Below are 20,559 nucleotides of genomic sequence, written 5' to 3' on the forward strand. Positions count from 1 at the left end.
CTTAAATTTTTCTTAAAAATATATTTATATATGCAGAGAGGAAATTTTAAAGAATTATTACTTAATGCGATGAGAAAATTTTAAATTAGAAGCCGGATTTTTAAATTTAAATCAGTTAGGCATTTAAAACGATTTTAAAGGCTATTAAAGCCGCATAGATAAAAAATAAGAAAGAAATAGGGGAAAAAGCTTATTTTTGATTGTAGAGCATTTAAAAGGCATTTGTGAGCGTTTTTGAATTTTAGCATTTTTCGATTTTTTATATATCACTTTTTAAAAGTTTTTTAAATTTAACAAATGATAGACTGATGAAAAATAATCTAGCAAAAGGATTTAAGGTGGCAGAAGAGCTGACGCAAGAGCAAATGGCTGAATGGGCATATTTAAGCGAGGACGAACAGACGCTTACAGCTTCGAGTATACATAAAGGGGAAGAAAACGAGCCGCAAACGCAAAATAAAGATATAGACGACACGAGAGACAAAATTTTAGATTGTCGAGAAGCCATAGAAAACACCGGATTGTTTAAAAGCAGCGAAACAAGCGCAGTAGCTTGCGTAAGAGAATTTTATACCGCATACGGAACGGACGACGATAGCAAGGTTCAAGAAGCGATCAACGATATTTATAAAACCAATATGAGTCTAAGGGATGTGACCGAAATAAAAGAGCTCACCCTAAGAGAAATGAATATGGACTTAAAAGAGGACTTCGACAACGGCAAAGAATACACCATACGAGACATTAACAAAAAATTTGCCTACGAAGTAACGGGAGCTGCAAATTTAAGCAAAGACGCGCAGCAAGCCGTAGAAATACTAGGCGAAAAAGAGCTGTTAGATACGAGAATCAGGGAAAGACAGGCGGAGCTGGACGAATTTAAAAGCCCGAAAGCAAAAAGAGAATTCGTAAAAGACAGATTGGACGGCGTAGAAAAAAATGAGTCCTTAAAAGAGAGTCTGCAAATTTTAAAAGAGAAAGAAAAAATAGAAGAGCAAATCAAGGCAAAAGAAGAGCAAATCGCCAAAAAGGAAAAAGGGGAAGAAAAAGAGCCAAGCCCCGAGCAAAACGAACCACAGCCGGGCAGAGAAAACGGCGCAGAGCAAGAAGACTGGAATAAGAGAGCCGACGAGCTAGAAATGCAGCACGAAAAGGAGCTCGAAGACCTCAAAGATAAGCAATCGAAGCTTGAAGCGAATTTTCAAAAATCGATCGACAACCTAATGAATAGCGATGGGATAAACGGCATTATAACCGCGCTGCAAGAGATGGACAGAAGCCTTGAGATGATGCTAAAACAGGGTAAAGAAGAAAGCATCGCCAAAGATCGCCAGCGCCAAGAAAAGCTTGATCTAGCCTTTGACAGTCCTAAATTTAAAGAGGCTGTCGGCGATTTGGTAAAAGAGGTCTATACGCAACGCAAAAAAGTCAAAGGCGGTTTTAAAGAGATGGAGAACGAGCGGGCTAATTACGCTAAATTACAAACGACCTATGAAAAAGAAACCAAAAAAGGGCTTGACGTCAAAGGATACGAAAAGCTAAAAAAGATGATGGGTGACATCGAAAAAGAAACGCCGAATTTTAAAGACAGCTACCCTAAATTTTATCAAAAGGTAAACGATACGCTAGTGCAGACCAAAGACAAAATTTTAAACAAGGCCAAAGGGCAAGAAAATGAAAATGACAGAGGCAGGAGCCTATAATGAGCAATATAACGCCAAAACAAAGAAGAAACGTGATTGAGGGTGACTTGGAAAATTATGTCAAAAGCGAAAACGATTTTTTGAGCCTAAGAAAGAGCTTTATAGACTTAAATTTTAGCCTAGCCCTAGCGTGCGAGCACGACGAACAAAGGGCAAAAAAGTACCTAGATGCAGCCAGAGAGATACAAGGACTCGAAGATAAGCAGGACAAGAGGGGAAAGTGGGAAATAAACGAGGATAACAACAAAAAAGTGATGACCCCGCACAAGGATGACGAAAAATTTCAAACCAAATTCGAAAAGGAAAACCCGCTCCTTTTCAGGCAGCTACAAAACGAGCTAGAGCTCATGAATAACGAAGCAAGGTTATACGAAAAAATTAAAGACAACAAAGACAAAGGCATAGATAAATTAACGCCGCTTTACGTAGAGTTGCAAGAGGGGCAAATCGATGTAAAAAGAAAACACGGAGACGAGGTGGGCAAGCCGATAGATACCGATAGATTTAGGTATAGCTATCCAAACGCTACCAAAACGCTAGAACAAACCATCGAAAAATGGGCAGAAAAGGAAACTAAAAAAGAAAATACCGAGCAGAAAGGAAGAGAGATATGAAAAAAACATTAATATCTATTGGTGCGGCAACGGCGCTATTTTTTAGCAGCGCAAACGCAGGAGGCGTTCCGGTTATAGACGTGGCCGCGATAGCTCAAGCGGTAATGGGCTATACTCAAACGCTAAAAGACTATGCTGAGCAAATCAAGCAGTACGAGCAAATGGTCAAAGATACGCTAAATTTTGAAAAACAGATGGCCGAGCTCGGCATAGATATGAACAGCATCTACGATATACTAGGCGATGCGCAAAGCATGATCAGTCAAATGCAAAGTATCTACGATAACGTCAAAAATATCCCCAATGACATAATGGGCGATATAGCGAGAGTGCAAAACGCGTGCTCGTTTTTGGAAAATAATAGCCAATTTTTCGGAATGACGCTAGGAAAAACCAAGAGCTCAATCAAAAGCAAGGTTAATCGCTGCACTTACGCATTGCGAGACGGCGCAAATTTGAGCAAAAGCATAGACGAGCTGACCGAGCAGATGAATAAAGCCGTCGATCCTATCCAAAGAGCGAACTATCAAGCGCAAATCAACAACATAAAAAATGCCGAGAAATTCCTGCAAGAAAGGGATAATATCGAGAAAACAAACGCCTTGTTAGCCTTTGAAGATACCTTTCATAGCGACGATAAGACCAATCCTTACTCAAAAGCGAAAATGAACGACGATTTAAAGCAGCTTTCAAAGCAGCTGAGCAAACCAAACAACCAAAAGCAAGCTCAAGCCCTCACGAACTCGATACTGCTTAAAATTTTAGAAAATTTGCAGCACCAATACGAGCTGAATATCAACTATACCAGCACGATGGCTACTAGCAAGCAGCTAAACGAAAGCGGCAGCAATAAAAATTTAACCGAAGAGAGCTTTAATCAGTCGGTCGTAGAATATAAGCGCAACGACGCCATATTTGAGCCAGAAACCAAGCAGCTCCCGAAAGATGAGCTGGGACTACCAAAATTCGTATATTTCAAATAAAGGGGAAAGAATGAAAAAACTAGTTTTTAGTTTGATCGTAGGTGCAATTTTTGCGGCAAGCGGCGCGACCGCAAAAGAGACGAGCGCAAAGGATACGGCGACAAAGACGTCTGCTCCAAAAGAGCTCGGCGACGTATTTACCGGCGATAAGAAACTGGCATGCGAAGCGGTGCTATGCCTCGCAAGCGCTACTCGCCCGCCGGAGTGCGCCGCAAGCCTTAAAAAGTACTATTCGATTACGGCTAAAAAGGCGCATAAGCAGGCTCAAAAAAGACAAGCATTTTTAGATCTGTGTCCAAGATGAAAGAAAATCTAGTCGAGCTCGCGCTCGATGAAATTTTAAAAAATAACGGCTACTTTGAAAAAAGAGACAAAAGTAGCCGTAACTACAAAACGCTTACGAACGACTACGGAGATACGATAGTCGTATCGCGCCAATCAAACGGCCACTACTTATATTTTAATCCAAATGACAGTACCGATCGGGGCAATATTTACAGCTTCGCTAAAAATCGCGGAGTAGAAGTAAAAGATTTAATAGACGAAGACAAAATAAAAGATATAAAGGAGTTACAAAACAATACTATACCAAAAGCAACTACTAAAAAAATCGATAATGAAATAATAGAAAAATTTAAAAAATTAGATAAGACGGATAAAAATTCATTTTTAATTAGCCGTAGGAAGCTAAGCGGAGAACTATTGGCACAATTTAGCAGCCTAAAACAAGACAGTAAATACCAAAACGCGGTCGTACCGACGTACACGTTAACGTCAGTGCAAACGGACGCCGGCACGAAAGAGTTTTTAAAGCAAAGCGGAACGATAAGCTATCTCTCAAAGCCCTTAACACACGATCCGCAAGGAAAAGCATACGATAAGCCTATCAAACAGCTTTGCAACGGAAATAAGGGGCTAGAAATTTTAAAAGCCGATAACGCACATAAAAGCCCCAAAGAATTTAAAAATATAATAATCAGCGAGAGCATGATCGACACGCTATCGTTTTGCGAGATGAAAGGGATAAATTTGCAAGAGACGCTGCTATGCTCGACCAACGGGCAAATATCGACATCGCAAAAAGATGCGATTAAAGCGCTTCGCAAGCTCGCCCCGGATGCAAAATTTACGCTAGCGTTCGATAATGACGATCGCGGCAAAGAGTTTGGCAAGATCGTAGAGCAAATAGTGCCGAATGCTGACAGGCAAATGCCTATATTAAAGGACTTTAACGATGATTTGGTAGTCGGCAAAGCATTGGGGCTAGCAGCGCGCAATATCAACAAAGAAAGCATTTTAAAGCCTTTGAGCGAGCTTGGCAAGAAAGTAGAGTATTTATCAAAGAAATATGATTTTTTAGAGCCTTGCGCAAAGAATGAGCGCGTAAACGAGCTTTTAAGATTTAATCCCTCAAAATTTAAAGAGATAGCTCCAAAGGTGCAGCGGTTACCCGGAATGAGAGAATGCTTTAAGCGACTTGATCTTGTCGAAAGAAAAATCGGCAGGGAGTATTCTAGGGCTATATGATTTATATTTTACAAAATCTCGCTCATAACGTCCCGCTGCCGGGTTAAGTAAAGCGGTAGCTCTCAGATGTTCGGGCGGTTAAATTTTAGGCTGTCCGGATTGGAATTGGTAGCACGGCCAGAGCGGTGAAAATTTGGCTTGCTTTTTAAAGTTTAAGGTTTGAATAAGCTTTTGGAATTTATATCTTATCCCCTTTATTTGGGGGTTTGATAGAGATTACGGCAAGTGAATTTTTTACAAAATCTCGCTCATAACGTCCCGCTGCCGGGTTAAGTAAAGCGGTAGCTCTCAGATGTTCGGGCGGTCAAATTTTAGGCTGTCCGGATTGGAATTGGTAGCACGGCCAGAGCGGTGAAAATTTGGCTTGCTTTTTAAAGTTTAAGGTTTGAATAAGATTTTAAAAATTACATTTTAATTCCTATTCTTGGGGGTTTGCTCGGATTTGGGATGAGTAAAATTTTTACAAAATGCCGTTCTTGTTGGCGGTCTGCACTAAGGTGCTGCCGCGCCGAAGTCGAGCCTAAGGTCTCGGCTTCTATGGGTTTAAGCGGGGGCACCCCGCAACGCCCCTCCTAAATACAGAAGCTGCCGCCAATGACGGCAGCGGGAATTAAAAAAGGGGAAAGAAAATTAAATTTAGGCTTAAATAATGCTTAGGTTTCTAATTTATTTTTAGGTTATTTTTGCTTTTTTGCTATTTTATATTTTTATATATTTTAATTATTTGATATTTTATTATTTATTATTTTATTATTTTTTAAGTTAAAAAGTGGTATAATCGTTTTATAAATTAAGAAGAAAGGAACTTAAAAAGATGAAATTAACGAATGCGATTAAACTACTTAGCCAATACGGCGAAGTTAAACAAGATGAAACCGGAGCAAGAATTGAAATAGACGGCTGGACTTACGGCGCTAGCACGAATTGGAACGAGCAAGAGGTTCTATTTTTATATTGTGAATGCGGTACAAACACGCGGGATAGGCACTTTTATTCATATAACACGCTAAAAGGACTTAAAGATTGCATGGATAGATACATCCGGGCAACGGCATAGCAAGAGGATTACAATGAAAATTTATTTAACGGAAATAGACTACGCCCGTTTAAATTCTTCGATGGATGAGGGGCGATACTCCTTAAAAAGGGATGGTGAATACACGGAGGCGATAAAGCTTAAATTTATAGGCAACGCGACGAACGTTGAAAGCTATGGCGTATTTTTTAGCCACGATCCGTTTAAAGTTTTTATTTTAGATAAGCTGGCGCAAACGTTTAGACAGACCGATGGTTGGGCGCCGCGAAACCTTTAGGGGTCAAATAGACGAAGGGCAGCATGAGTCAATGAACAAGAACTATAATAAATTTGAAAGGGCACACGATATAATGGCGGAGCTAATCAAAGCCCCACTCCCTCTTGAGCCGGTGGAGCTTGGCAACATTAGCGACAGGGAGCTTGGCTTTTTGAAGAGTAGCGTAGAGATGATGGCGGACTACTTGGACTCGCTGGGCTTTGATTTCAGAGGCCACAAAGAGGAAGTCCTGATGCCGATTTACGAGGAGTTCGAGAGGCGGCAAAAGTAAATAGCAAAATATGCTATAATTTGTAAAAATAAGGATGAAAAATGAAGAAAATTAAACTGCTGACGGCGGCTGTTATAGCCGGGCTTATGTTGGCAGGATGCGGTGAAGATGATGGGCTTGTAAAGCTAGAGAATGCAAATCCGGCAATAAAACAAGCAAATTACGATGCAATGGTCAATAAGCTAAAAGAGAGAGTTAAAAATGCAGATTTTGAATTTTATCATGCACAGACCTTATTTAATGGCGAAAATTGGAAAAATTATACATCAGAGCAGGGCTTTGCCAAATTTACAAGATGGAAAGCTCAAGACGACCTCATAAACAATGAGAAACTCGTAGTAGTAGTCGTAGATAAAAATAATAAAAAAGTAGGGTCGGCATACGAGGTCGAATGTACAAAATGGGGCAAATTTGAGTGCGATCCAGAATATATAACGGTTCTTGAAAACGGAAAAAGATAGAAAAAGGAGAATCCCCAATGAAGACGACGTTACCCGATTTAACCAAAGAATCGATACTCGCATATCTATCCGAGCTCAAGCCGGGTCTTGAAAAAGACGGCATCCAAAAGATAGGACTTTTCGGAAGCTATGCCAAAGGTTATGCGGGTGAAGACTCGGATATAGATATAGTCGTTTTGGCCGACAAAAAGGACTTTTTGGATAGACTGCACGCGTTTAAAGCGCTTGCGTATTTAAATGATTTAAAAGAGCAGATCGCGGGCAAATTTCATAAATCGGTAGATATTTGCGATTTCTATTCTGAACAAAAAATGCAAGACGACAAGATAGTGAGGGGAGCGATTTATGTCTGATAAAAAAATTATATATCGATTAGAACTGGCGGTAGAAAAAATAGATCAAGTATTTGAAATTTGTAAGCCCAAAGGCGTTACAGCAGCACTAGAAGACGAGCTGCTTGCAAAGCCAGCGATAATGAAACATATCGACGTCGTATACCAGCAATTTAAGAAGCTTGAAGAAGCGCAGGAATACCATATATTAGATAAATTTAAAAAAGAAGATATAAAAGGGATAAGAGATATCAGAAATTGGTCTTCTCACAATTATGACAATATACAAAACGAGATCATAGAAGACGTTATACGCACAGATCTTCCTAATCTCAAAGAAAATCTTCAGAAAGTCATAAAAGAAACGAAGCAAGAGCTGTGCGAAGATTTACAAAAAAAGATCGATCGCTTCGTTAAGAAGCAGAATATTTTAACCCCGCAAGCCAAGAGCGATCTTGGGGCAGATATTCAAAAAGGCTACAACGACTTACGAAAAAATGGACTTGAGCTTGATAAATCATATGCAGACAAGCTCAAGGGCATCATCAAAAGCAACTCGAACGAAAACGTAAAATAATTTTGCGTTTGAATTTTTAAAAAGGGGAAAATAAGCTTCCTTCCCTTTCTAAATTTTAATTTTTTTATACTTCTTTTTACATAAATTTAAAAAATATGATATTTCTAATTTTACTATATTTTAATGAAATATAATTTTATTTTTAAATATTTTATTATTTCTTAAATATAATCTACTCTCGACCGCCAAGTTCATTATTAAATTTATTTTGATCCGCCGGGCGAGAACCCTGAGTTTTAGTCTTACCGGATCGTTCAGCCAAGACGTCTTTATAAAGCCTCTTTTCGTTTTTGATTTTTACTAGACGATCGTCAGGCTTAACGCCCAGCACCGATACGCCTTTAAAATATTCTTTGAACAAAAAACCGTCCTTATCGATTTTATCGCTATTTAAAAGCTTTTTGCCGACGTAGTCGAAGCGTTTTTGACAAATATCCGCGATAAATTCCTTATTGCTTTTTAGCCTTTTTTCAAAAGCGGTAGCCTCTTCGCCGATTATGCCCGAGTGCTGCAAGACGTAAAGGTTTTTATCTAAAATTTCAAGCTTTGCGGTTAATTTAAAAAGACTTTCGTTACGCCCGAGCATGCGAGTAACTAGCAGGCTATCCTCGAAATACTTCCTAGCCGCATCGTCCTCGCGGCCGCGATGAATAGCGATAGCGCGTCGCACTTTTTTATAATTTTCGACATCGGCCTTGCTCGCGCCCCTATTTTTCGGATAAATTTTATTGTAGTTGTAGCTAAAATTTTCAAGTAAATTTAGCCCTGCGGAGTGGTCTTTATAGTGAGCCAATCGCATCTCGTTAAGCTGCGTAGCTTGACTGGAAATTTTATTTATTTTGTCGATTTCAGATAGCACGGCCTTGCTCTTTTCTTTGATGACTCGGTTACTTTCTTTTAACTCACGAGCGAGCTTATACGCCCGTTTATTTCGCTTTTTAGTATAAAGCATAAAGAGCCGTAAGAGCTCTTCATTATCTTTTTTAAGCGCGGCAAGTTCGTTATTCATAGCTTCAATTCGCCCTGCCGTAGCGTCATAGCTTTGCTTATTTTTATCCTGCATTTTTGAATAATAGTCGTTTATTTTATCTTTTGCCGTATAGTCGTCCGCTTCCAGCTTCACGGCGGATTTTACTTTGTTAAATTCGAGCTTTAAATCCTTTTGCAAGAAATTTTTATTCTCGTATTTTAGCCCACGAGCTCCGAGAGAGTAAGCGAAATTCGTCCGCACGTCGTCAAAAAACTCTCTGATTTCGCTTCTGCTATCAAAGTGGATTTTTTTATTGGTAAAGCTATTTCGTTTATTTAAAACCACGTGCACGTGCGGATTATTCTGATGGGTGTGTAGCACGAAAGCATACTTGTGTCCGCTAAAATTTAGACCTAATACGTTATGTACACTCTCGCTCAAAGCTCTTAATTTTTGCTGATCGTCGCAAGGCTCGTTGATAGAAAAAATTAGATGCCACGCGTCCTTCGAGTTTGTATTATCGCCGAAATCCTTGCCCCAATCTTTTAAAACTTCATCGCTGCCTACTCTCTCCCCTTTTTCATTGATAGCCGCGCCGTCGAGAGAGTTTTTAAGAGCGTAGTCGATACAACGCTTGATGGAAGTTTTAGGCAAATTTGAAATCATCTTTACGACTGATTGCTTGGCAAAGTTATTTTTAGGAAAAGGAATATGCGAGCGAGAAAATCCTACGCCGCTTCCAAAAGAAACGTATTTATGCTCCGATTTTGCCGTACGAGTATAGCCGGCTCTGATAGCTTTTAGTTCTTCGAAAAACGCATCCCAATCGCGTCTTGCCAAATTCTCTCCCTTTTAAATTCTTAAAAAGTATTCATAGCTTTTAAAGATATTTGCAAAAGATGTTAGTGTAAGTAGCTTTAAGAAAAGATAATGCCAGAAGTAAGGCAGGATAACCGCCTTTATATATCACTTTTTTAAGTTTAGCCCATTTTACGGCGATAAAACGCCTAAAAATTGGGAAACTAAACTTAAAAAAAGCTGTGATTTTCGGTAATTTTGCAACTACCGAAAATAAAATAAAACGCAGAGCATTTTATTTTTGAGAAAAAGCAAGTAGGTTTTAAAGGGGAAAGCGTAAAAAGAGCGCAAAAATATTTGAAAAGTTAGAACTATATTCGCAATGCGTAAAAATAAAACAAGAAAATTTTATTCGGATAAGCTTATGAACAAAATATAAGAAAGAATTAAAAATATCTAGCAAAAGTATTCAGAGATAAGTAAAACGAAACGGAAGAGAAAATTTTTAAAAGAATTTGTAAAATTTTTGAAAAGCGTAATTTTGTAAAAAGACTTTTTTAAAAAAATAATCGCAAAAAGCCTATAAAATAATCAATATGAAAAAGTAAAAAAGTAAATAAATACTTATAAAATCTTTAAAAGAATTGCTTGTATATCCTTTAAATCGCTATTCACAAAATCACTTTTACAAAATCTCGCTTTTCGAAAAATAGTATAGTGCTAGAAATCGAAAATATTCTAATCAAAAAGGAGCAAACAATGAGAGAAGTCTCAAAAAAGGCGAAAAGTATTTTTTACTTTTTAATGTTCTTGCCGTTTCATTTATTCGGAGCGGGCGGCCAAAACGTTTTAAAAACTTTGGAAACAAAGGCAAACGAACAAATCACTGAAGCCGGCAGTAGTGCCGCAAGCGTTATCAATACGGTAATCACCGTATTCGGTATTATTTGGGTCGTAGTATTCTTAACGATAATGTTCGTAAATATCGAGGCTTTAAAAAATAATATAAAATTGCTACTTGGTATCGCGATTATTCTTGGTATTGCATACGGCTTATCTGCCGCAGCAATGTAAAAGGTAAAAGTGAATGATAGTGACCGACTGCTATATGGACTTAACCAAAAGAACGAAAATCATAGGTCTAACAACCACGAGTCTATTCACGATTATAATCGCTGGATTTATCTCGTGGTTTATCTTGATTTTATATTCGCTAGCAGTCGTTGCTATTTTATACTGCTTCTTCTTTATTTTAGAATTTTTTGATGAAGACATATACGATATCATCGGTTCTAAAATGAAAATATCGCAAAACAAATTTTATGCATAGGTTAGAAAATGGCTCGCGGAATAATAGGCGTAATCAAAGAGTGGAATCAAAACAAAAAGAAAGAAAAACTAAAAAGAGAGCTTGGCATTGACGTAAGCCAAGAAAAACCAAGCATTAAAAATAAAACGGAAAACGACGTTTTATCAAAAATCAATAAGATCAATAAAAAAGCGGATGAAATTTTAATGATAGCAGAACCGCAGATTTATACACTGGCAAAGGAAAACAACATCGCCTGCAAATACGGCGAGAATATAATAATCACCAAAGACGGCAACGCAAGTATAGCAGTAGAGCTAAAAGGGGTAAGCTACGCCGGAATCAGCCTAGACGACGAGACGGACTACCTTTTAAACCGCGTTATGTTTTTTACGACTTTGAAAGATGACGTAGAAATAAATTTAATCATCAAAAAAACAAAGCAAGACGACAAAGAATATACAGACAAAAATATAAATCCGTATGCGAACGAGATCATAAAAAAATGGGAAACCGATCAAGATATATACGCTATAAGATACTTTTTAATAATTTCTACGATGACGAAAAATATCACAGGACTACTGGAAAGCTTTAAAACCAAAATGACTAGCGAAGAGGGCGACGAAAGCAACGAAAGCGCAAAATTAAAGCAGAAAATCGAGCTTTTAAGCGATACGTTCTCGAACATCAAAAACTACTTCTCGATTTATCAGCCAAGACAACTAAGCGGCGATGAGATCATAAATTTTTATGCCACGTATTCAAACGCGAAAGAGACGAACCTTGCATATACGAATGAGCTGATCACAGATAGTTACATAAGCTCATACGTCGAATTTAAAAAAGACTACATAGAGTTTTACCGCAACGACGGCACGACCAAATACGCTAGATTTATCAGTGTAAAAGCCTACGAAACTGAGCAAATCAAGTCGATCATCACCTCAAATTTAATCAAAAGCAATAACGAATTTATGGCTATGATTTATCTAAAAGCCTACGAAAAGCGCAAGGCGATCAAGAAGATAAAGGACACCAAAGCGTTTGCGGTAGAGCTAGTCCGCCAAGAGCTAGATCAGTTAATGGAGCTAATCCAAGCCGACAGAGAAAATTTAGTGGAAACGAGCTTTTCGGTATATTGCCTAGCCGATAGCCTCAAAGAGCTGGAAAACCGCTCGAATGAGCTAAAAAATATCCTAGAAAATCAAGGATTAAATGTTGTCCGAGAAACGCTAAATCAAAAAGCCCTTTATTTTAGTTTCTTTCCTAGTCGCGGAAATTTAAACGCTAGAAAGAAAACGCTAAATATCAGCAACTTAGCCACGATCGCAAATTTTGAAAACGAAGTAACCGGATTTAACCAAAACGACTGGGGTGGCGAAGCGATAACGACATTTAAGCACCTAAACGGCACGCCGTATTTATTCAATTTTCACTGGCAGCCAGACGGCGATCGCCCAGCCGGGCATACGATGATAGTGGGCGGAACCGGAAGCGGAAAGACGACGCTGGCGCAATTTTTAATGACAAATTTATTTAAATACCCGATAGATATATTTGCAATGGATAAGCTACGCGGTATGTATAACTTCACGAACTACGTAGACGGCGAATACCACGATAGTGAGAGCGATGGCTTTAAATTAAATCCGTTCAGTCTAGCCGACACGAACGAAAATAGAGACTTTTTAAAATCATGGCTACGCTTTATGGCCGAAGTTAAAAACGACGAGCATGAAGCCATAAACGATATTAACAATACGATAGACCGTATATACGACATGAAGCAAGATGGTCAAACGCTAACGCTAAGCGATTTTATTATATCGCTTCCAAGCGACAATAACGAGAAATCAAGACTAAAAATCAGATTTGATAATTATAAGGGTTCGATATTCGACAACAAAGAAGACGCCCTAAATTTTACCAAGCAGCTATCAGTGTTAAATATGGATGGCATACTGCAAAACAAAAAAACCGCCGGACTTACGGCTATATATATTTTTCATAAACTAAAAAATAAAGCCAAAAATAGCGCGGATAAGCGCGGCTTCTTTTGCTTTATAGACGAGTTAAAGGATTATTTGCAGGATGAGACGATGCAAGAAAAAATCCTAGAAGCAATCCTGGAAGTTAGAAAAATCGGCGGAGTAATGTGTATGGGCTTTCAAAATATGAGCTTATTTAACAACATTGAGCGCGGCTCGTCTTTTTTGGACAATATCGCAAATTTTGTCATATTTCCGACCAATAGCGAAGAGACGCTGGCGGAGTTAAACGCGATGATAGGATTAACGCCGACGGAAGCCAAATTTTTAAAAGAGACAAACTCGAATGCGAGGCAAATATTGCTAAATATGAAATTAAGAAACGAGAGCGCAAAGCTGGATATAGATTTATCGAGGCTCGGAAGCTACTTGCGAGTATTCTCGTCAAGCTCGGACAACGTAATGCTTTTAAAGCAGCTTAAAAACGATAGCCCGATTCACTGGCGAAAACATTACATAGAATTTAAAGGGAAGAGGAGTTAAAGATGAAAAAGATTGCAATCATCATGGCGGCGTCGATACTAGCGGCGCTTTTAAGCGGATGCGCGGATAAACCTAGCAAAATAGAAAGAATAAGCCCCTGCGCTTGTTACGATTTTATAAAGGTGGGTTAAATGGCGTTTGAAGAGAGAAAGATCGACCCAAATTTTATTTTTAGAGCCGAAAGAAACATTAAAGCGTATATGTTTTATACGATCATAGCCCTCGCGGTCGTAAGCGTAAGTCTGGCGGTAGCAATAGCGCTTTTAACGCCGTTAAAGGAAACAAAGCCGGTTTTACTTAAATTTTCAGACGGCGACTCCCGCTTCGTGACTATAGACGATACGAGCCTAAATGTCCGCAGCAACGAAGAGCTGCTAAAAAGCATTTTAGCTGGATACGTTAAAAACAGAGAGATGATAAATCGCATAGACGATGTCGAGCGCTACAACGAGATACGCACGCAAAGCAGCAGGCAGGTATGGGAAGCGTTTCAAAGTTTAGTAAGCGATCCCAACTCGATTTATACGACTAAAAATTACTTCCGCAACATTCAAATTTTAAACGTAGCCGTTTTAAGTCAAAACGTAGCGACGGTCGACTTCCAGGCCGAGATCACGAATCCTACGCGCACCGAAGTAAGCTATAAAAAATACAGAAGCGCGATAGAGTACGACTTTCGCAACCAAAGCGGCACATACGCCGATACGATGAAAAATCCTACCGGTTTTATCGTAAGTAAATATCAAATAACGCAAATTTTGGACGAAAAGGGCTCAAAATGAGAAATTTAATAAAACTTTCGATCGTCTCAGCACTTGCTTTAAATTTAAGCGCGGCCGAGCCTCAAGAGGGACTAAGCGAAGAACAGATGAATCAAATCCGCGCCATTATGCGCCAAACTCAAGAGCTGGTAAACGAGCAGCAGCAAAACGGCTCTATGGGCGAAGATATATTTAACGATAAAAACAAAGACGTAAACAACAATATACAATCGAATTTTAAAATAAATCCGCTCGGACTATACAAACAAAGGCAGCAGCCGCAAGGGGCAAAATTTAACGACCCTAACGGCGGGCAAATTCCCGAACAAGACGTAATAGACTTCGGCGGTGAGCCCGATGGTTCGGATAGGCAGATAGGTAAAGACGAGCTGGAGCTTATGAAAAACGCCATCCGCAATCAAGATTTAAAGGCATTGCAGCAAAAATTTCACTCAAAGAAATACAGTGGATACGAAAATACGCAAGTAGTCAAATATCAGCCCGATAAAACCATCAAAATTCGCACGCGCCACGCAATGGCCACTACGCTGATATTTGATAGCGAGATAGATAATTTCGTGCTAGGCGACCAGACCGGCTTTAAAATAGAGCAAATCCCAAGCCAACCTAATGCTATCGCAATAATCCCGCAACTAATCGGCATCGATACTAGCCTAACGATTTTTACGGGTGATGGAAAAATCCATACCTTTTATATTTTTTCGACGGATTATAAAAATTCAAGCGACCCAAGCTTCATAGTTCGTATAAAAGACGGCGAAACGCAAAAAGCTAAGCTTGCTAAGCTTGAAGAGGATGGCAAGGAGTATTTAACAATAAAAGACGGCATAGCCGAGCTGAAAGTCAAAAAGAGCGATATTTACAGCGGATATACGCAAAAAGCCAAAAAAGAAAACGAGTGGCTGCTATCGGCTGAAATTTTTAGCGATAAGAAATTTACGTATTTTAAGTATTCCAAAGACGAAATGCCGCAAATCCCTACTATTTACGCAGTCATTGATAAACAAGATAGCCCGGTAGAAACGAGGGTAATAGGCGATTACATAATCGCAGAGACTATAAATCCGAAATTTACGATTAAAAGCGGCGATAGCTACGTATGCGTAGAACGCAAAGAAACGCAGGCCGAAAAACTAAGAAAAGAGATAAGAAAAAATTTAAACACAGATGAAGAGGCCGTAAAACAAAGACAAAAAGAGAATAGCAAAACAATAACGAAAAACCAAGAAAAATATAACGAATCCACAAAGAAAGCAAGAGGATTTTAGAATGAAAAAGGGGAAGAAAACGCTGCTTTTAAGCCTTGCGACGCTTAGTATAATTTCCTCTCCCCTTTTGGCGGAGGAAATTTTTAACGAGGCGGCCGGGCAAGAGCAGCAAGACGAGCAAATAAGAAATTTACAAAACCAAAAGAATCTGAATCATCTTTTTGAAAATTCAAAATTTCCGGTCGACGATTACATTTATAAAGCCGGAAAGAAAATGCCGAGCGAGGACGGGCAAAATTTAGGCGAAATTTTAAAGAAATTAGAAGAACTCGAAGCTAATAAAAAGCAATCCGGGCAGATCGCGCCAGGAGTGCCGGCCGCTACGCCCGAAGATATGACGAAAGAGCAAGAGCAGATGGCGCAGCGCGCTAGAGATAAACAAGAAGAGCTAAAAGCCAAGCAAGAGAGTCTAAAACAAGAAATAAGAAGAGACAACCAGGCCGCCTACGAAAACAAAATGCGCGAGCTAATAAGAGCTCAAATTTTAGCCAATCGCAACAACGAGATAAAAAACGTAAATCAAAACTCATTAAAATACGGCGCCGATGGCTTCTCAAATCAAAAAAGCCTAGATGTCAGCACGAATGAACACAGACTATACCGCACTATTAGAGCCGGGCGGCTGATCCCGGCAATTCTAACGAGCGCGATAAGTTCGGATTTGAGCGGAATAGTAACGGCTCAAATAGAGCAAGACATATATGCTGCTATGGGGCGAGCGGTGCTGATCCCTCGCGGAAGTAAAGTGATAGGCTTTTACACCAACGACACCAAAATCGGGCATGAAAGGCTGGAAATCAGGTGGCGCGAGATAATCACGCCGCAAGGCATTAATATAATGCTAACAGATGCAATGGCCGCCGATAATATGGGAATGAATGGAGTCGTAGGAGCGATAAATAATAAATATTGGGAACGCTACGGCATAGCCTACTCAATTTCAACGATTACGAACGCTTTGCTTTTAGGTATAGCCTCAAAAATGGGAAATTCAAACAACTCTTACGCCACCGAAATTTACTCAAATGCTAGAAGCGACGTAAGCAGCGTAGTGCAAGACATAATCCAGCAGCAAAGCCAAATCAAGCCAACCATAGAAATCAAAAGCGGAAGCCGTATATTTTTAGTGCCTACAAATCATATGTGGTTTGCAAAACCAAAAAACGGCGAAGTGATGATGCAATATTTTAACGATTAAAGGGAAAGCCGATGCAATACGAGCAAATCAAAAGCCAAGTTAAGACTGAGCTACAAAATAAAAAAGCAAACGATAGACTACTAAAACGCATAGCAAATCAGCTAAAAATTACCGAAAAGGCTGAGGCAAACGCTGCAAAAGAAAGGCAGAAGCTAGAAAAGCTAGTGCAAGAAAAAAACGATTTGGTAAGCACGAGCACAACAGAAGCAAGCCAAGAAGAGTAAAATGAGTGAAAGCATAATTTTAAATAATATTTTAGGCGTTTTAAAGCCGTATTTGACCCTGCGGGCAAACGAACTAATATTTAATCGGCCGTGCGAAATAAACATAGACTACGGCGACCACTGGGAAATAGTGCAAGACCCAAAGCTAGATATAAAATTTCTAAATAATTTTTTGATCGAGCTGGCCACTAGAAGAAATCAGCGCTTCGATGAAACGCATTGCCACCTTTCATGCGAACTGCCCGATCCGTTTTTACGTTACCGAGTCCAAGCGCAGCATAAATCAAGTCTGTTTAATAGCGATATCGCAATTTGTATAAGGATACCCAGCAAAGAGGCCTTTAAATTAGAAAGTTTTACCTTAAGTCAAAACGTGATAAACGAGGGCTGGACTTATGAAAAAATCAAAGAGCTGATCCGGGATAAGAAAAACGTACTTTTAAGCGGCGGAACGGGAAGCGGGAAGACCAGCTTTTTAAACTCGTTAATGGGAGAAATAGACCCGGGCGAGCGAGTAGTCACCATAGAGGACAGCCAAGAGCTTAGGGTAGAAAACGTAAATAAAACGCAGCTGGCCGTACCCAAAATCGCCACCGAAATTTACAGCTATCAGGTAGCGATCGATAATGCGATGCGCTTACGACCCGATAGGCTATTTTTAGGCGAGATAGACATCCGCAATACCTTTTCGTTTTTAAGGGTAAACAATACCGGGCATGCCGGAAATTTAAGTACCTTGCACGCAAATAATCCCAAAGACGCCATAAAGGCCATTAAAACCAATATTATTTTAGGAGGTGGCCTATCAAGCGTGGACGATCGCATGCTAGATAGCCTTATCGTTACGGCGATCGATTACATTATCCAAATAGCCAGGGTTAAAAATCAAAGAGTCGTGACGGATATCTTAAATTTAAAAGAACTGGACATTGCAAAGATCGTAGCATGAGAAAAGTAGCCGCACATTTTATATATTTTACCGAAGCCGACGCAAGGGTACTAAAACGCATATCTCAAAGACGCAATGAAAGTAAATCGGCAGTAGTTCGAAAGTTGATACATGTAGAAAAATACGCTGATGTGCTAGAACAGATAGAAACGAACAACGAAATAATAAGCGAATTCTTACGAGAATTCGGTCGCTTGGGTGTAAATTTAAATCAGATTGCCTATCATCTAAATGCAAACATTACCGGCCCAGAAGAAGCCAAAAACGACCTAGAAAAAAATATGCGGGGCTTCGCAATAGTCATAAAAGAATTAAGCGCAAAAATGGAAGATTTAAAAATAAAAATAGATGTCAAACATACTAAAACGCCGAGCAATGAGGAGGCAAAAGGGGAGGAAAATGGATAGTTCAAAAGAATTTACCGCTAAAAGATGGGCTTGGGCTTTCTTCGTTTCGCTCATAATGGGCGTAGTGCTATATTTGGCGGTAGTCAAGGTTATTTTTAATCCGGATTTGATAAAAGTACCCGCAGTGGCGTATAAAATTTTAATAAATATAGGCGCGCCGACGCTAAAATTAAAGGCTTACGTTGCATTATTTACGCTGATCGCCCCGTTTTTGGTAGTCTTTACGTGGTGGCTATTGCCGTATTTTAGAGACGGCGAAGATTATGGCTCAGCAAGGTTTGCGACGCCCGAAGACTTCCCTAAAATGAATATAAACTATAAAAACGGCTTGGTGCTAGGATGTCACAATATAGATAGCGATAATCCGCAGTTTTTAAGGGCTACGCAGCCGCTCTCAACGCTAGTGGTAGCGCCTCCTGGAAGCGGTAAAACGGCGGGTATGATCATTCCAAATTTACTAAGCGTACCGGCTTCTTGCGTAACGCTAGATATCAAAGGCGAACTATATAAAAAAACAGCCGGGTATAGGCAAAAATATTTTAACAACGAAATTCAGCTATTCTCCCCTTTTAGCTGGGATAATACGCTATTTTTTAACCCGTTCGATCGTTCAATCGTTAAAGACATGGAGTATATACATATCAAAAAATTGGCCGAGCAGATAGCTTCTACCATTTTCGTAGGCGAAAAAGGCAGTGAAAACGATCACTGGATAAAATCGGCAAGAACGATGTTTGTATTTTTCGCCGAATACTTTATGCAAAAAGACAAACACGCTACGCTAGCCCAACTTGCACAAGCTCCAAAAGCCGATTATTTCGAGTATTTGGACGAAAAATTCGGCGAAGAGGCAATGAAAGAGATAGACGAGGACGACCCGGACAAAGAAAGAGAGAGAGACTATGACGTAGATACTTTTAAAATTTGGCTAAAACAGACAAGCTTTGACGAAGGTATCGACGAAAGCACGAGAAATCAGGCTAGAGCGTATGCAAGAGCCGCAGATAATGAATTTGCAAGCATAAAATCGACATACGATACGTTTATGACGGTTTTTAGCAATCCGCAAGTAGCCAACGCAACCAGCAAGATGAGCTTTACGTTCGAGGATTTAAGAGCGAAAAGAATATCAATGTACGTAGTCGTTCAAACCGAAGATATCGAAATTTTAGCTCCTTTAATTCGTATTTTTATAGAAACATTATTTAAGAAATTAATGAGCGGAGAAGAGTGCAGCGATCCCGAGAGATTTATATACTTTTTCGGGGATGAGTTCGTGCGCTTCGGCAAGATGCCGTTTTTATTAGAAGCCCCCGCACTTTGCAGAAGCTATGGACTTTTACCGGTTTTCGTTACGCAAAGCTACGAGCAGATCAAAAAATACTACGGTGAAGACGATATGAATATCGTAAAAAATAACAGCGGATATCACGTAATTTTTAACATGAATAGCGACAAAGACGCAGAGGATACGAGCAAGTTAATCGGCGACTACACAAATATCAAAATCAGCAAATCGCAAGGTAATATGGAGCTGTTTAAAAGCAATATCTCAAAGAGCAAAGAAGCCAAAAAGCTAGTAACTGCCCAAGATTTGAAAAACCAAGATAGTAGCGATATTTTAATTCTCGTTAAAGGCTTTTACAAGATGCCCATCAAGGCAAAAGTGCCTTATTGGTTCAAGATGGCACAGTGGAAAGGGGCGGATAAGCTAGAAGTTGAGGCAAAGGACGACCAAAGCGAAGCTGCCGTCAAGCAAGACGCCTATACGGCCAAAAAAGGGAGCGAAAAAGAGGCAAAAGGCGAAGTAAATACGGCACAAAACGACTCAAGCGAGATCAAGCCTGCGGATGATAAAAGACAACAAAGAGACGAGCTGCTAAAAGCTCTAAAAATTAAAGTGGATAGGGAGTAAAATTTTATAAATTTTTATAATAAATTTAGCAAAAAATTTAAAAATATAATATTTTTATTTTTGCTAAATTTAAATTATATGTAATTTTATTTTTAGATGTTTTATTATTTTTTAAGAGCTCTAATCTAAATTTTTATCAAAGATTTAAATTAGAGCTCAAAGCTCTAAAATCTACCCTAAGGAGTAAGCAATGACCTATGCAGAAAAGCAAGAGCAAGAAAAAGCATACAAAGAGTATGAGAAAAATCTTGCCGAGCGATTTGCGACAAGCGAAGACGGTGAGTTTGAAATCAGCGATGGCGAGAGCAAGGAATGGGAATATTTAAATAAGTCCCACCAAAGCATGGAGGTCGCCGATCAAGACGAGCCCAATACCGACTCATAGCCCAAAAGCTATGAGTAAACGACAGACGTAAGGATAAAA

Annotated in this window: 24 protein-coding genes; 23 read left to right on the top strand and 1 reads right to left on the bottom strand. The window is 39.4% G+C overall.

The window, feature by feature from the left end; genetic code table 11:
• Window positions 1-338: 338 nt before the first annotated feature.
• The 11 genes from FZ949_RS07655 (at window position 339) to FZ949_RS07705 (ending at window position 7,781) form a co-directional block, all read left to right on the top strand.
• Complete coding sequence (locus FZ949_RS07655) at window positions 339-1,703, top strand: hypothetical protein (RefSeq protein ID WP_235044170.1); 1,365 nt, start codon at window positions 339-341, stop codon at window positions 1,701-1,703.
• A complete protein-coding gene (locus FZ949_RS07660; protein ID WP_009494165.1) occupies window positions 1,703-2,317 on the top strand; it encodes a hypothetical protein in 615 nt (204 codons plus the stop codon). The genes FZ949_RS07655 and FZ949_RS07660 overlap by 1 nt, the downstream gene beginning before the upstream one ends.
• Complete coding sequence (locus FZ949_RS07665; RefSeq protein WP_002952050.1) at window positions 2,314-3,300, top strand: type IV secretion system protein; 987 nt, start codon at window positions 2,314-2,316, stop codon at window positions 3,298-3,300. The genes FZ949_RS07660 and FZ949_RS07665 overlap by 4 nt, the downstream gene beginning before the upstream one ends.
• Before the next feature lie 10 nt (window positions 3,301-3,310).
• Window positions 3,311-3,604, top strand: a complete 294-nt coding sequence (locus FZ949_RS07670; RefSeq protein WP_002952049.1) for a TrbM/KikA/MpfK family conjugal transfer protein — start codon at window positions 3,311-3,313, stop codon at window positions 3,602-3,604.
• Window positions 3,601-4,827 (top strand): toprim domain-containing protein, encoded by a 1,227-nt coding sequence (locus tag FZ949_RS07675; RefSeq protein WP_148790319.1) that lies wholly within the window; start codon window positions 3,601-3,603, stop codon window positions 4,825-4,827. Before FZ949_RS07670 ends, FZ949_RS07675 begins: the two co-directional genes overlap by 4 nt.
• 814 nt (window positions 4,828-5,641) lie before the next feature.
• Window positions 5,642-5,884, top strand: coding sequence for a hypothetical protein (locus tag FZ949_RS07680; protein ID WP_002952507.1), 243 nt, complete (start codon window positions 5,642-5,644; stop codon window positions 5,882-5,884).
• Window positions 5,885-5,897: 13 nt separating this feature from the next.
• On the top strand, window positions 5,898-6,140 hold the full coding sequence (locus FZ949_RS07685; RefSeq protein ID WP_002952508.1) for a hypothetical protein: 243 nt from the start codon (window positions 5,898-5,900) through the stop codon (window positions 6,138-6,140).
• A gap of 31 nt (window positions 6,141-6,171) precedes the next feature.
• Complete coding sequence (locus FZ949_RS07690; RefSeq protein ID WP_009495744.1) at window positions 6,172-6,411, top strand: hypothetical protein; 240 nt, start codon at window positions 6,172-6,174, stop codon at window positions 6,409-6,411.
• Window positions 6,412-6,452: 41 nt separating this feature from the next.
• Window positions 6,453-6,872, top strand: coding sequence for a hypothetical protein (locus FZ949_RS07695; RefSeq protein ID WP_148790320.1), 420 nt, complete (start codon window positions 6,453-6,455; stop codon window positions 6,870-6,872).
• 17 nt (window positions 6,873-6,889) lie between these two features.
• Window positions 6,890-7,225, top strand: coding sequence for a nucleotidyltransferase family protein (locus FZ949_RS07700; protein WP_002952513.1), 336 nt, complete (start codon window positions 6,890-6,892; stop codon window positions 7,223-7,225).
• Window positions 7,218-7,781, top strand: a complete 564-nt coding sequence (locus FZ949_RS07705; RefSeq protein ID WP_002952515.1) for a HepT-like ribonuclease domain-containing protein — start codon at window positions 7,218-7,220, stop codon at window positions 7,779-7,781. Before FZ949_RS07700 ends, FZ949_RS07705 begins: the two co-directional genes overlap by 8 nt.
• A gap of 172 nt (window positions 7,782-7,953) precedes the next feature.
• On the opposite strand, the gene FZ949_RS07710 is transcribed toward FZ949_RS07705, so the two are convergent.
• Window positions 7,954-9,591 carry a relaxase/mobilization nuclease domain-containing protein gene (locus FZ949_RS07710; protein ID WP_122868559.1) on the bottom strand — a complete coding sequence of 546 codons (1,638 nt, stop codon included), beginning with the start codon at window positions 9,589-9,591 and terminating at the stop codon, window positions 7,954-7,956.
• Between the two features lie 717 nt (window positions 9,592-10,308).
• Here FZ949_RS07710 and FZ949_RS07715 point away from each other — a divergent pair.
• The 12 genes from FZ949_RS07715 (at window position 10,309) to FZ949_RS07765 (ending at window position 20,520) form a co-directional block, all read left to right on the top strand.
• A complete protein-coding gene (locus FZ949_RS07715) occupies window positions 10,309-10,623 on the top strand; it encodes a hypothetical protein (protein WP_002952520.1) in 315 nt (104 codons plus the stop codon).
• 13 nt (window positions 10,624-10,636) lie between these two features.
• The gene (locus FZ949_RS07720; RefSeq protein ID WP_002952523.1) at window positions 10,637-10,879 is read left to right on the top strand and encodes a hypothetical protein; all 243 of its coding nucleotides are present in this window, start codon (window positions 10,637-10,639) and stop codon (window positions 10,877-10,879) included.
• 8 nt (window positions 10,880-10,887) lie between these two features.
• On the top strand, window positions 10,888-13,392 hold the full coding sequence (locus tag FZ949_RS07725; RefSeq protein WP_021091909.1) for a VirB4 family type IV secretion/conjugal transfer ATPase: 2,505 nt from the start codon (window positions 10,888-10,890) through the stop codon (window positions 13,390-13,392).
• Window positions 13,393-13,394: 2 nt separating this feature from the next.
• Window positions 13,395-13,523, top strand: coding sequence for a hypothetical protein (locus FZ949_RS09645; protein WP_009495754.1), 129 nt, complete (start codon window positions 13,395-13,397; stop codon window positions 13,521-13,523).
• On the top strand, window positions 13,524-14,174 hold the full coding sequence (locus FZ949_RS07730) for a VirB8 family type IV secretion system protein (protein ID WP_009495756.1): 651 nt from the start codon (window positions 13,524-13,526) through the stop codon (window positions 14,172-14,174).
• On the top strand, window positions 14,171-15,442 hold the full coding sequence (locus FZ949_RS07735; RefSeq protein ID WP_021091927.1) for a TrbG/VirB9 family P-type conjugative transfer protein: 1,272 nt from the start codon (window positions 14,171-14,173) through the stop codon (window positions 15,440-15,442). Before FZ949_RS07730 ends, FZ949_RS07735 begins: the two co-directional genes overlap by 4 nt.
• Window position 15,443: 1 nt before the next feature.
• Window positions 15,444-16,640: a DNA type IV secretion system protein ComB10 gene (locus FZ949_RS07740; RefSeq protein ID WP_021091934.1), complete on the top strand. Its 1,197-nt coding sequence runs from the start codon at window positions 15,444-15,446 to the stop codon at window positions 16,638-16,640.
• Window positions 16,641-16,651: 11 nt separating this feature from the next.
• Window positions 16,652-16,864, top strand: coding sequence for a hypothetical protein (locus FZ949_RS07745; protein WP_002952528.1), 213 nt, complete (start codon window positions 16,652-16,654; stop codon window positions 16,862-16,864).
• A gap of 1 nt (window position 16,865) precedes the next feature.
• Window positions 16,866-17,813 (top strand): ATPase, T2SS/T4P/T4SS family, encoded by a 948-nt coding sequence (locus tag FZ949_RS07750; RefSeq protein WP_002952532.1) that lies wholly within the window; start codon window positions 16,866-16,868, stop codon window positions 17,811-17,813.
• Window positions 17,810-18,220: a plasmid mobilization relaxosome protein MobC gene (locus FZ949_RS07755; RefSeq protein ID WP_035167680.1), complete on the top strand. Its 411-nt coding sequence runs from the start codon at window positions 17,810-17,812 to the stop codon at window positions 18,218-18,220. Before FZ949_RS07750 ends, FZ949_RS07755 begins: the two co-directional genes overlap by 4 nt.
• Complete coding sequence (locus FZ949_RS07760; protein ID WP_021091933.1) at window positions 18,213-20,135, top strand: type IV secretory system conjugative DNA transfer family protein; 1,923 nt, start codon at window positions 18,213-18,215, stop codon at window positions 20,133-20,135. Before FZ949_RS07755 ends, FZ949_RS07760 begins: the two co-directional genes overlap by 8 nt.
• 190 nt (window positions 20,136-20,325) lie before the next feature.
• Complete coding sequence (locus FZ949_RS07765; protein ID WP_002952535.1) at window positions 20,326-20,520, top strand: hypothetical protein; 195 nt, start codon at window positions 20,326-20,328, stop codon at window positions 20,518-20,520.
• Window positions 20,521-20,559 lie beyond the last annotated feature (39 nt).

Source organism: Campylobacter concisus, assembly GCF_902460545.1.
GTDB classification, from domain to species: Bacteria; Campylobacterota; Campylobacteria; order Campylobacterales; family Campylobacteraceae; genus Campylobacter_A; species Campylobacter_A concisus_AE.

What these genes read in the sequence shown, in the direction of transcription:
- FZ949_RS09645 (WP_009495754.1), top strand. Translation starts at nt 13,395, where the DNA reads ATGAAAAAGATTGCAATCATCATGGCGGCGTCGATACTAGCGGCGCTT.
- FZ949_RS07740 (WP_021091934.1), top strand. Translation starts at nt 15,444, where the DNA reads ATGAAAAAGGGGAAGAAAACGCTGCTTTTAAGCCTTGCGACGCTTAGT.
- FZ949_RS07675 (WP_148790319.1), top strand. Translation starts at nt 3,601, where the DNA reads ATGAAAGAAAATCTAGTCGAGCTCGCGCTCGATGAAATTTTAAAAAAT.
- FZ949_RS07715 (WP_002952520.1), top strand. Translation starts at nt 10,309, where the DNA reads ATGAGAGAAGTCTCAAAAAAGGCGAAAAGTATTTTTTACTTTTTAATG.
- FZ949_RS07760 (WP_021091933.1), top strand. Translation starts at nt 18,213, where the DNA reads ATGGATAGTTCAAAAGAATTTACCGCTAAAAGATGGGCTTGGGCTTTC.
- FZ949_RS07665 (WP_002952050.1), top strand. Translation starts at nt 2,314, where the DNA reads ATGAAAAAAACATTAATATCTATTGGTGCGGCAACGGCGCTATTTTTT.
- FZ949_RS07690 (WP_009495744.1), top strand. Translation starts at nt 6,172, where the DNA reads ATGAACAAGAACTATAATAAATTTGAAAGGGCACACGATATAATGGCG.
- FZ949_RS07730 (WP_009495756.1), top strand. Translation starts at nt 13,524, where the DNA reads ATGGCGTTTGAAGAGAGAAAGATCGACCCAAATTTTATTTTTAGAGCC.
- FZ949_RS07685 (WP_002952508.1), top strand. Translation starts at nt 5,898, where the DNA reads ATGAAAATTTATTTAACGGAAATAGACTACGCCCGTTTAAATTCTTCG.
- FZ949_RS07660 (WP_009494165.1), top strand. Translation starts at nt 1,703, where the DNA reads ATGAGCAATATAACGCCAAAACAAAGAAGAAACGTGATTGAGGGTGAC.
- FZ949_RS07680 (WP_002952507.1), top strand. Translation starts at nt 5,642, where the DNA reads ATGAAATTAACGAATGCGATTAAACTACTTAGCCAATACGGCGAAGTT.
- FZ949_RS07725 (WP_021091909.1), top strand. Translation starts at nt 10,888, where the DNA reads ATGGCTCGCGGAATAATAGGCGTAATCAAAGAGTGGAATCAAAACAAA.
- FZ949_RS07695 (WP_148790320.1), top strand. Translation starts at nt 6,453, where the DNA reads ATGAAGAAAATTAAACTGCTGACGGCGGCTGTTATAGCCGGGCTTATG.
- FZ949_RS07670 (WP_002952049.1), top strand. Translation starts at nt 3,311, where the DNA reads ATGAAAAAACTAGTTTTTAGTTTGATCGTAGGTGCAATTTTTGCGGCA.
- FZ949_RS07745 (WP_002952528.1), top strand. Translation starts at nt 16,652, where the DNA reads ATGCAATACGAGCAAATCAAAAGCCAAGTTAAGACTGAGCTACAAAAT.
- FZ949_RS07755 (WP_035167680.1), top strand. Translation starts at nt 17,810, where the DNA reads ATGAGAAAAGTAGCCGCACATTTTATATATTTTACCGAAGCCGACGCA.
- FZ949_RS07765 (WP_002952535.1), top strand. Translation starts at nt 20,326, where the DNA reads ATGACCTATGCAGAAAAGCAAGAGCAAGAAAAAGCATACAAAGAGTAT.
- FZ949_RS07750 (WP_002952532.1), top strand. Translation starts at nt 16,866, where the DNA reads ATGAGTGAAAGCATAATTTTAAATAATATTTTAGGCGTTTTAAAGCCG.
- FZ949_RS07700 (WP_002952513.1), top strand. Translation starts at nt 6,890, where the DNA reads ATGAAGACGACGTTACCCGATTTAACCAAAGAATCGATACTCGCATAT.
- FZ949_RS07735 (WP_021091927.1), top strand. Translation starts at nt 14,171, where the DNA reads ATGAGAAATTTAATAAAACTTTCGATCGTCTCAGCACTTGCTTTAAAT.
- FZ949_RS07705 (WP_002952515.1), top strand. Translation starts at nt 7,218, where the DNA reads ATGTCTGATAAAAAAATTATATATCGATTAGAACTGGCGGTAGAAAAA.
- FZ949_RS07720 (WP_002952523.1), top strand. Translation starts at nt 10,637, where the DNA reads ATGATAGTGACCGACTGCTATATGGACTTAACCAAAAGAACGAAAATC.